Source organism: Novosphingobium cyanobacteriorum (assembly GCF_029436685.1).
Classification (GTDB): Bacteria; Pseudomonadota; Alphaproteobacteria; order Sphingomonadales; family Sphingomonadaceae; genus Novosphingobium; species Novosphingobium cyanobacteriorum.
Map to the genome: position 1 here is coordinate 1 of NZ_JAROCY010000046.1, position 9,654 is coordinate 9,654.

A 9,654-nucleotide genomic window follows, 5' to 3' on the forward strand; every position below is an offset into this window, starting at 1 on the left:
ACCGGTTGTCTGGTCCGCTCTCCGGTCGGGGCTGCGCCCCTCCCTACGATCAGACCAGACAACCGATCCTACCGGCCATCATAGTCGCCGCTCAACCGGCCATCGTAGTTGTCGCCGCGCATTTTTGCCGACTTCGCGCCCAGTAATTTCTCTCATCGTGAGCATGACATGGGCGTGAGGCTTGGGCTGGCCGTCCGCGCCAATATCCCAATGGACATTGAGGTCAGCGATCATGCCCTTTTCAACGAACTCAGCCTCGGCGAATTCGCGCGCCAGCTCGATGCCCTGTTCCTTGGTCAGCTCGCGGGGAATGGCAAACTCGACTTCGCGGGCGAGCTGTGCGTCCTTGCGCTTCTCGGCGGCCTCGACGGCATTCCAGAGCTTCTCGCGGTTGGCAAACTCCTCCGGCGCGCCTTCCGGCAGCAGCACTTCGGAATGGACGACCCCGTCCTTGTTGGTGAAATCATGGTCGCGGTCGAGGCGTTCGTCGTGCAGCCGCTCGGCCCCGCGATAGGCCGCTGCCGCCACGGCGCTGCGCCCGCTCGACCGGCTGATGACTTTGACGGAGAGGTGGAAGATCGCCATGACGGCAATCCATCTACGCCATGAGCGCGACGTCGGCACGACGTATAAGCGCGCCCTCCCATGATAAAATCCTGCTCGGGACTATCCAGTATCAGGCCGTCTCGACGACTCTACAGCATTGGGAGAGCATCGATATTATCATCAGCGCATCACCTCTCAATGGAGAACTTCGATGCGCAAACCCCGTGACTTTGATTCGGAACTGAAGGCGCTCGCCGATAAGGCGAAGCAACTGAAGGAACGCCGCGTGCAGCAGCTCGGCGAACTGGTGATCGCCACCGGGGCCGATGCGACCGATGCGGAAACCCTTGCCGGTGCGCTGCTCGTCATCGCGGAAACCAGCGAAGCCCAGAGGAAGGAGGCGTGGCGCAAGCGGGGCGCGGCCTTCTTTCAGAGCAAGGCGCGCAAGCGTGGCGATGGACCTCAAGGCCAGCAGGGTGGCGCTCTCCCGCTTGACGGCGGCGCGGCATCGGCTTGAGGCACGAAAGGCGCGAACCGACATGCGCGAATGGCAGGTGAAGCGACGCGAACGCACGCGGCAACTGATCGAACTGGGCGGTCTGGTCGTAAAGGCCGGGCTGGTCGAACTCGTCGATGATGATCGCGCCGCGCTTTACGGTGCGTTCCTTACAGTCGCGGCCAAGCTGCGGGGTGAGGAGCGGGAACAGGCGCTGGTGCTGTGGAAGCGGAAAGGCAAGCGGGCGTTTGAAGCAGAAAGCGATTGAGTGAGGTTCAGTCCCCGATTTCCCGCAACAGGATTTCCGCCTGCGCCAGAACGGTCTGAACAGCCTCGTCGGCAAGGTCTGGCGGATATCCGTACTTCTTGAGGATGCGCTTAACCAGAACACGCATGCGGGCACGGGCGCTCTCCCGCTGGTGCCAATCGACAGTCACATTGCTGCGCAACTGCTCCAGCAATTCATGGGCGATGACGCGCAGCTTCTCGTTGCCCATGGCTTCGACCGCGCTCTCGTTTTCTGCGAGGGCCATGTAGAAGGCGACTTCTTCCTGGCTGAGTCCCATCTCCTCGCCGCGAGCGCGGGCGGCTTTCATATCCTTGGCGAGTTCGATCAGCTCCTGGATCATCTCTACGGCAGAAATGGCCCCGGCGTGATAGCGGGCGACGGCTTCTTCAAGCCGGTTAGAGAATGCCTTGCTCTCGACCAGATTGGTCTTGGAACGACTGACAATCTCACCATTGAGAAGCTTCTTCAGGGCTTCCAGAGCGAGGTTCTTCTTCTCCATCTTGCCGACTTCCATGAGGAATTCGTCCGACAGGATGGAGATGTCCGGGGACTGAAGTCCGGCCACTTTCAGGATGTCGATGATCTCGGACGATGCGACGGCCCGGTCCACGAGCTGCTGCACGGCAAATGCCCGGTCCTTCTCGCTGATCTTGCCGGTTGCAGTGGTCTTGGCGAGTGCCGCCCGGATGGCTTGGAAGAACCCGACTTCGTCCCGAATGGCGCGAGCTTCGTCGCTGGCTGAAGCCAAAGCATAGGCCTTCGACAGTTCCAGAACCATGTCGAGGAACCGGCGATGCGCTCGCTTCTTCTCTTCGTCGGTCTTCTGCCGTGCGGCCAGTGATTCCTGCCATTTCAGAACCCAGTCGATGGCACCGCCAAGGCAGATCAGGCGTTCGCGGGGCTGCCCGGTGATACCGGGACGGTAGTCGAAGCCGTGGAACAGGTCCCGGATGGCTTCGTACCGCTCCATCATCGCGGCGACGGCGGCGGATTCGTCAATACCGGTCTTGTCGCGGTCGGAATCGGTATATTGGCTGAGCGCATTACGCAGGTTCTGTGCAACGCCGATGTAATCGACGACCAGCCCGCCGGGCTTGTCCTTGAACACCCGGTTCACGCGGGCAATGGCCTGCATTAGCCCGTGTCCGCGCATTGGCTTGTCGATGTACATCGTGTTCATGCAGGGCGCATCAAAGCCGGTGAGCCACATGTCGCAGACAATCACTAAGCGAAGCGGATCATCGGGATTGCGGGCGCGCTTGGCGAGGTCATCTCGGCGCTTCTTCGATCCGATATGCGGCTGCCAGTCGAGCGGGTCCGATGCCGAGCCGGTCATCACGATCTTGACTGCGCCCTGCGTATCGTCGGTCGAATGCCAGTCGGGCCGCAAGGCGACGATGCGGTTATAGAGGGCGACGCAGATGCGGCGGCTCATGCAGACGGCCATCGCCTTGCCGTTCATCGCCTCGATGCGCGCCTCAAGGTGCGCAACCATGTCTTCTGCCACCTGCGCCAGCCGTTTATCGGAACCGACCAGCGCTTCGACGGCGGACCATTTGGCCTTCAGCTTTTCCGCTTCGGTCAGCGATTGATCTTCGATCAGCGCCTCAATCTCGCTGTCGATCAGCGGCTTTTCATCGTCATTCAGCTCGATCCGGGCGAGGCGACTTTCGTAGAAGATCGGCACCGTGGCTCCGTCCTCCACGGCGCGGCTGATGTCGTAGATGTCGATGTATTCGCCGAAGATCGCGGGCGTGTTGATGTCGGCGGCTTCAATCGGCGTGCCGGTGAAACCGATGAAAGAGGCGTTCGGCATGGCCTGCCGGATATAGTGGGCATAGCCATAGCGCCTGAGACCGGTTTCCCGGTTCAGTTTTGACTCAAAGCCATACTGACTGCGATGCGCTTCGTCGGCGATGACGATGATGTTGCGCCGGTCGGACAGCAGCGGGAAACTCTCCTCGCCCTTCTCGGGCGAGAATTTCTGCACGGTCGTGAACACCACGCCGCCAGCCGCCTTGTCGAGCAGCCGCTTGAGGTCCGCGCGGCTGTCTGCCTGTTCCGGGTTCTGGCGGATCAGGTCACGGCACAGTCCGAACGTGCCGTAGAGCTGATCGTCGAGGTCGTTGCGGTCGGTCAGCACTACCAGCGTCGGGTTTTCCAGCGCCTGCGATTTTACGGTCAGCCCGGCGAAGAAGGCCATCAGCAGGCTCTTGCCCGAACCCTGCGTGTGCCAGATCACGCCGATCTTGCGGTCGCCATCGGGGCGTGATGCTTCCACGGCCTGACGCACCGCTTTCTGCGCACCATGGAACTGGTGATAGCCGGCGATGATCTTGAACGAACCTTCGCCCTTATCGCCAAACACGATGAAATCGCGGATCAGGGCGAGCAGGTTGGCGCGGGTGAACACGCCGCGCAGCAGGGTTTCCAGCTCGGGCGTGCCCCGGTGGGCAAAGTCTTCGCCGTCCACCGTGCGCCAGGGCATGAAGCGTTCGGCATTGGCGGTGATGGAGCCGATGCGCGCTTCCATGCCGTCCGATGTCACCAGAACGGCATTGGTGCTGAACAAGCCGGGGATCTGGTGCAGATAGGTCTGCAACTGGTTGTATGCATCGGCAATCGTGGCGTTCTGCGCGGCGGCGTTCTTCAGCTCCAGCACGGCCAGCGGCAAGCCGTTGACGAACAGGACCAGGTCCGGGCGGCGATTGGCGCGGTTCTGGACCACGACAAACTGGTTGACCGCAAGCCAGTCGTTGGCATCGGCGCGCTCCAAGTCGATCAGCCAGATTTTGGTGGCGGCGGTTTTGCCGCTGTCGGCGCGGTATTCTACATCGACGCCTTCAGTCAGCAGCTTGTGGATGCGCCGGTTCTCTTCGATCAGATCAGGCAGCTCGCCGGTCAGCACCCGTCGCATGGCTTCGGCGCGCGCGGCCTCGGGAGCGTCAGGGTTGATCCGGGCAATCGCCGCTTCCAGCCTGCCGGTCAGGACGACATCGCCGAAAGAACGGCGCTCTGGTGCGGAGCCATCAGGCGCGATCACCGAGCCGTGGAGATAGCTCCAGCCCAGTTCCTGCAGCGTCTCGATGGCTGCCAGTTCGACGATGTCTTCCGTGATGCTCACGCCGCCTCGCTTTCACGGGCCACGCGCACCGTGCCGGACATCAGGCGGGGGAGGACGTAGTCACGGGTTTCGGCAAGAGAGTTGTTCTCGGCACGGCTTGCCAGAAGCCGCTCCAGCATCGGTTCAACCAATGCAGAGAACGCCGGAAACAGGCTAACATTGGCAGCAATCACCTCCTGCGCCAGCAAAGCGGGCGGAGAGATACGCTGGTGACTCTTCGACGTGCCCGTCACCATTCCTTGCATAAGGGTCCGGAAGTCAGGATCGCGGAACAGGGCAAACAGCAACGAGCGCGATGCGCCGGGCTTGTGGATGAACACAAGAAACTCAGTCGATGCGATCTGCGCCGCGCCCGCATGATCGTTCGGCAACCATACGCGCAGAATTTCAGGGTTGAGCTTGGACAGCAGGATTGATCCCAAAGGAACCGGCGTCTTGTTGCTCTTGATGGTTGAGCCAGCATCCATCGACGGCTCTTGTCCTTTATCGAAGGCAGGCAGGCTGTAATGCTCGAATACGGTTTCCGGCTGGCTCTGCGGATTGATGCTGCCTTTGCCCTGCGAAGCAATGTCTGACAGGTGCAAGCGTTGCCACCCCACCGGCAAGCCATCATCGCTGAAGGCATCCGGGAAGAGGGCGGCGAGCTGGGTGGCGCGGGCGGGGTCCGGGGTCAGGCCACCCATGATGGCCACCGCGTCCGTCTCCCCCGCCGCCTTGCGCCGCACCGGGCCGAAATCGACAAACCAGTCCCGGAAGATCGCCTGTGCCATCCCCTCCAGCGTCTCGTTCATCCGCCGGTTGAGTTCAATCTTGTCGTCCAGAGCGCTAAGAACTGACGCGATTTGCTTCTGTTCAGTTAGCGTTGGCAAGCCGAAACGATATTCCAAGATACGCCCCGGAGATGTGTGCTTGACCGTAGAACCGGTGGCACTTCCGACAACAGTGGCGCGGTAGGACGAGGTGCGTAGCAGCCAAGCTATGAACGTCAGGTCTGCATCATCTGACTTGAGAAGAACCCGGCCAACTCGCTGATTGTGGAGAAAACGATAGTGGGAGCTTGGGACTATGGCTGAGTAGCCCAGCGTGTCGGCTTGCTTGCTCAAGTCGGTCATTGTGACGACAACATCGCCCGTCCGCAGAACATAATCTTCCAGAACGGGACCATCGTAGAACTTCAGCTTATTGATTTGAAAGCCGCCGCCAATGGCAAAATTCCCGGGTGTAACAAGCACATCGTCGGTTGGCTCGTCAGAAAAATACTCTCCCTTGAATGCAAAACCATGCTTGATCTCGATTAGGTCGCCAAGGCTGACGATTGGCCAACTTAACGGCTTTCCGTCCCGGTCAATCACCTCCTGAAAGCTCGGCGCGACGGTATGCCAATCGACCACATCAACGCGAAAGGGCAGGTCGCTCTCGGAGAACGCCTCTGCCAGATCGCCCAGCACCGAACGGGGCAACGGTTCCTTGCCCTTCAGCGCCAGATCAAGGTCCGAATGCGGTTTGGCCGTCCACTTCGCGCGGCTGCCGAACACGCGCACGGAAACCCCGGCGGGCAGATGCCGGGCGATAATCTCATGCACGATCTTCGCATGATCGGGGCGCAGATCGATCGGCTGCTTCATGCCAGCCCTTCACGCAGGCGATCCCGCAGGAAGCGCGCCTCGGACAGGAAATCGGGCACGATGGCGAAAACCTCGCGCGCCTTTTCCTCGTCATAGGTGTGGCTGGTGGTGCCGCGCGCGCGCCGATATTCCTTCCACAGCGACCAGTCGCTGCGCAACAGCCCGCGTTCATTGCCGGATCGGATCAGGTCCTGGAAGGTCATGTTGTCGAACTCGTCTGGATTGGGCGAGGTCGCCTCGAGAAACCGCTTCAGCATCTTGTGGGCCAGCTCATAGGTGAACTCGAACCGCTGGATGCAGGCGTCGCGCACCAGATCGTCGCCGCTGTCCTGCGCGTGCCGGTCGAGCGCGACTTCCAGCGAGACGATGGCCTTTTCAAAAGGCTCGATAGAGAGGTCAATCGGCATCGGGCACCACCATTGCCAGCTTCGTGCGGATCAGCGCGGTCAGCCGGTCACTTTCGTTGAATTGATCTTCCAGGGTCGCTGTCAGCGCGGCGAAGCGTTCGGCAAAGGGCACGCCGTCGTCCTCGGCATCCTCGGCCCCGACATAGCGCCCCGGCGTGAGGACATGGCCGTGTTTGCGGACTTCCTCAAGCGTGGCCGATTTGCAGAAACCCGGGATGTCCTGATACTCACCCAGTCCCGCATCCGGCTTCGCCCGCCAGCGGTGATAGGCGCCGGTAATCGTCTCGATGTCCTGTTCCGAGAACTCGCGCCGGGTGCGGTCCACCATGTGGCCAAGGTTGCGGGCATCGATGAACAGGATTTCGCCGCGCCGGTCACGATGGCCATTCGCGCCCTTGTCTCGCGCCAGAAACCACAGGCAGGCGGGAATCTGCGTGGAATAGAAGAGCTGACCGGGCAGAGCGACCATGCAATCCACCACATCGCCCTCAATCATCGCCTTGCGGATTTCGCCTTCGCCCGATTGCTGGGATGACATCGATCCGTTGGCCAGCACCACGCCAGCCGTGCCGCGCGGGGCCAGGTGGTGGATGATGTGCTGAAGCCAGGCGAAGTTGGCGTTCCCTGCGGGCGGCGTCCCGTATTTCCAGCGGACATCGCCTTCAAGCTGGGGCTGCCACCAGTCGGAAATGTTGAACGGCGGGTTGGCCATCGCATAATCGAACTTCAGCGTGGGGAAGGCGTCGTTCAGGAACGATCCTTCATTGTTCCACTTGATGTCCGCATCGATGCCGCGCACCGCCAGGTTCATCTTGCAGAGCTTCCACGTGGTATGGTTGCGCTCCTGCCCGTAGATGGCGATGTCGCTGCGCTTGCCCTCGTGGCTTTCGATGAACCGCTCGGACTGCACGAACATGCCGCCCGATCCGCAGGCCGGATCGTAAACCCGGCCATTGTGCGGTTCCAACATCTCGACAATGGTCTGCACGACGGAACGGGGGGTGAAGAACTCGCCGCCGCGCCGCCCTTCTGCACCCGCAAACTGGCTGATGAAATACTCGTAGGCGCGGCCCAGCAAGTCTTTCGATTTGCCGTCCGCACTACGCATGCCGACCTTGGAAAACAGGTCGATCAGCTCGCCGAGCATCGTCTTGTCGAGCTGCGGGCGGCCATATTCCTTGGGCAACACGTCCTTGAGCACGGCGGCGTTTGCGCGCTCGATGGAATCCATCGCGTTGTCGATCAGGTTGCCAATGTCGCCCACGCGCTCCTTGCCGGTGGTGACATCAGTAAAGGTGATCTGCGGGCGCTTGGCATTGGCCTGCAAATGCTCCCACCGGGCTTCCGGCGGCACCCAGAACACGTTGGAGGCGAGATATTCCTCCGGGTCTTCCGGATCGGCGAACTCTTCCTGCATTAGCTTGGCGCGGTGATGTTCGAACGCCTCGGAGATAAACTTGAGGAAGATCAGGCCAAGGGCGACATGCTTGTATTCCGAAGGCTCCAGATTGCCACGCAGCTTGTCCGCCGCCTTGAACAGCTCTGCCTCGAAACCAAGATCACTGCCGCTATTACTTTGCGATGCCATTGAACCGTATTCCCCTTGTCCGCCATGGGTAGCGGAGGACGCGGCACATGGGCAACCAATGAGTGAGCGGGGCCACTCGGGTTTACGAAATGGGCAGAAGCCATAGCCTGGCTATGCGTCCTCGCTCATCGGCAAACCTTGGGACAGCAGGCTGCGCATTTGCGGCTGATTCGCGCGCAATTGCCGCCAGTCATGGCGCAAATCTCCGCCGCTGACGGTGACGGCTGAGGGGACATGCCTTCGGAGCGAGGGGAATGGCGAGATTTTTGTCCCACTGAGCACGCCTGGGTTGGCATCCGCCACCTTCTCTATCTGTCCGTAGCCGTGCCTATCCTTCTCCCGGTCATTCTATCCGCGTTTGCGATGGCGGGACGGAGGGCTGAAAATCGTCTTGCACCAAGCATTTCGGCGATGAACTCTTGCGTCAGGGGCAACCAGTGAACGCCAACGAATGGAAGCAAGTCCCATGTCCAATACCGACAAGATCATCCGCCTCAAGACCGTCCTCGCCCGTACCGGCCTTTCGCGTTCGACCATGTATCGCAAGATCGCCGAAGGGACGTTTCCGTCCCAGGTCAAAATCAGCATTCATGGCGCAGGCTGGCGGGAATCCGCCATCAATCGCTGGATCGATGATCCCGTGGCATACCGGAATGAAGGCGCGGCGCAGTGACTACGCCTCACCAAATCGAGCCGATCTGCGTGAAGGTGAACGACGCCGCTCGTATGATCGGCGTCGGTCGCACCAAGCTCTATGAGCTGATCGCCGCTGGTGAAGTGGATGTCGTGAAACTGGGCAAATCGACGCGCGTTACGACTGCGAGCCTTCGAACGCTGATCCAAAAACGATGTTCGGTGGGACCGGCCTGAACCGTGCAATGCGTTTTACCCTACCATTTGACGTCAAATTCCCTAACGCTGTCAGCCTTAAGTCGCTCAGTTAGCTTCGCGATCATGGATGCGGCTCTGGCATCGTCCAACTGATCGAGTTGCGCTGCCGATCTGAGAACCCGCTCAAATACTCCACTCCGCAGTCCGGATGACAGCCGAACGCCAAGGGCGGACGGGAAGACCTTTTCAAAGCTTGTCCGGACTTGCGCTTGGCTCGGGGCGAGGCTTATGTATGTCAGGATAAATTCAGGTCGAAGCATAAAGAAATTTCCGCCATTGTTGCGAATAGCTCTTGCAGCACCGCGCCTGACCTTTTGATCCTGTGTTAGCCACCATGTTTGGAAGCCAAATGCACTTCCTGGGCTTGCTTCTTGCCTCTCCTTTCGTTTTTGATAAATTCGAAGAACTTGTATAGCATCATTCATCGCAAGCAGATTTGCATTATCTTTCGATTTTCCGTTTCTTTTTTTGGCGTCAATAATGTCTGAAGTGAGCTGATCAATTTCACTCTGGTCAAGCCCAGACAACATATCTTCAGTAGACTCGTAAATCAGGCCAAATTTTCGGCTCTTTTGAAAAACGAGTGGGTCAGGTTGCATGCTGATTGAGTTTTCCGAAGTCCAGCTTGCCAGCGAGCAGGAACACCATGGTGCGGATGGTGGAGAAGCTCGCGTAGCCACGCGCCTTG

The 9,654-nt window shown here is 60.0% G+C and carries 9 protein-coding genes and 1 pseudogene; 4 read left to right on the top strand and 6 right to left on the bottom strand.

Annotation, left to right across the window (positions count from 1 at the left end; all coding sequences use genetic code 11):
- Positions 1 to 114 precede the first annotated feature (114 nt).
- Positions 115 to 585 (bottom strand): annotated as a pseudogene (mobQ, locus tag POM99_RS21645) (MobQ family relaxase); the annotation flags it as partial.
- A gap of 172 nt (positions 586 to 757) precedes the next feature.
- Here mobQ and POM99_RS21650 point away from each other — a divergent pair.
- Positions 758 to 1,063, top strand: a complete 306-nt coding sequence (locus POM99_RS21650) for a conjugal transfer protein TraD (protein WP_277280828.1) — start codon at positions 758 to 760, stop codon at positions 1,061 to 1,063.
- A 22-nt stretch (positions 1,064 to 1,085) separates the two neighbouring features.
- Complete coding sequence (locus tag POM99_RS21655) at positions 1,086 to 1,310, top strand: conjugal transfer protein TraD (RefSeq protein WP_277280831.1); 225 nt, start codon at positions 1,086 to 1,088, stop codon at positions 1,308 to 1,310.
- 7 nt (positions 1,311 to 1,317) lie between these two features.
- On the opposite strand, the gene POM99_RS22450 is transcribed toward POM99_RS21655, so the two are convergent.
- Genes POM99_RS22450 through POM99_RS21675 form a run of 4 tightly spaced genes read right to left on the bottom strand, consistent with a single transcriptional unit; the run spans position 1,318 to position 8,075 of the window.
- Positions 1,318 to 4,455 carry a type I restriction endonuclease subunit R gene (locus POM99_RS22450; protein WP_277280832.1) on the bottom strand — a complete coding sequence of 1,046 codons (3,138 nt, stop codon included), beginning with the start codon at positions 4,453 to 4,455 and terminating at the stop codon, positions 1,318 to 1,320.
- Positions 4,452 to 6,080, bottom strand: coding sequence for a restriction endonuclease subunit S (locus POM99_RS21665; RefSeq protein ID WP_277280833.1), 1,629 nt, complete (start codon positions 6,078 to 6,080; stop codon positions 4,452 to 4,454). Before POM99_RS21665 ends, POM99_RS22450 begins: the two co-directional genes overlap by 4 nt.
- Positions 6,077 to 6,487 carry a nucleotidyltransferase substrate binding protein gene (locus tag POM99_RS21670; protein ID WP_277280834.1) on the bottom strand — a complete coding sequence of 137 codons (411 nt, stop codon included), beginning with the start codon at positions 6,485 to 6,487 and terminating at the stop codon, positions 6,077 to 6,079. The genes POM99_RS21665 and POM99_RS21670 overlap by 4 nt, the downstream gene beginning before the upstream one ends.
- Positions 6,477 to 8,075, bottom strand: coding sequence for a class I SAM-dependent DNA methyltransferase (locus tag POM99_RS21675; RefSeq protein WP_277280836.1), 1,599 nt, complete (start codon positions 8,073 to 8,075; stop codon positions 6,477 to 6,479). Before POM99_RS21675 ends, POM99_RS21670 begins: the two co-directional genes overlap by 11 nt.
- A gap of 466 nt (positions 8,076 to 8,541) precedes the next feature.
- Here POM99_RS21675 and POM99_RS21680 point away from each other — a divergent pair, with 466 nt between their 5' ends.
- The gene (locus tag POM99_RS21680; protein ID WP_277280838.1) at positions 8,542 to 8,748 is read left to right on the top strand and encodes a helix-turn-helix transcriptional regulator; all 207 of its coding nucleotides are present in this window, start codon (positions 8,542 to 8,544) and stop codon (positions 8,746 to 8,748) included.
- A 29-nt stretch (positions 8,749 to 8,777) separates the two neighbouring features.
- A complete protein-coding gene (locus POM99_RS21685; RefSeq protein WP_313792156.1) occupies positions 8,778 to 8,945 on the top strand; it encodes a helix-turn-helix domain-containing protein in 168 nt (55 codons plus the stop codon).
- A gap of 20 nt (positions 8,946 to 8,965) precedes the next feature.
- Here the strand turns inward: POM99_RS21685 and POM99_RS21690 are convergent, their stop codons facing one another.
- The gene (locus tag POM99_RS21690; RefSeq protein WP_277280842.1) at positions 8,966 to 9,565 is read right to left on the bottom strand and encodes a hypothetical protein; all 600 of its coding nucleotides are present in this window, start codon (positions 9,563 to 9,565) and stop codon (positions 8,966 to 8,968) included.
- Between the last annotated feature and the right edge of the window lie 89 nt (positions 9,566 to 9,654).

Excerpts from the sequence above, each read along its gene's own strand:
- POM99_RS21650 (WP_277280828.1), top strand. The coding sequence starts at position 758 with ATGCGCAAACCCCGTGACTTTGATTCGGAACTGAAGGCGCTCGCCGAT.
- POM99_RS21655 (WP_277280831.1), top strand. The coding sequence starts at position 1,086 with ATGCGCGAATGGCAGGTGAAGCGACGCGAACGCACGCGGCAACTGATC.
- POM99_RS21665 (WP_277280833.1), bottom strand. The coding sequence starts at position 6,080 with ATGAAGCAGCCGATCGATCTGCGCCCCGATCATGCGAAGATCGTGCAT.
- POM99_RS21670 (WP_277280834.1), bottom strand. The coding sequence starts at position 6,487 with ATGCCGATTGACCTCTCTATCGAGCCTTTTGAAAAGGCCATCGTCTCG.
- POM99_RS21675 (WP_277280836.1), bottom strand. The coding sequence starts at position 8,075 with ATGGCATCGCAAAGTAATAGCGGCAGTGATCTTGGTTTCGAGGCAGAG.
- POM99_RS21680 (WP_277280838.1), top strand. The coding sequence starts at position 8,542 with ATGTCCAATACCGACAAGATCATCCGCCTCAAGACCGTCCTCGCCCGT.
- POM99_RS21690 (WP_277280842.1), bottom strand. The coding sequence starts at position 9,565 with ATGCAACCTGACCCACTCGTTTTTCAAAAGAGCCGAAAATTTGGCCTG.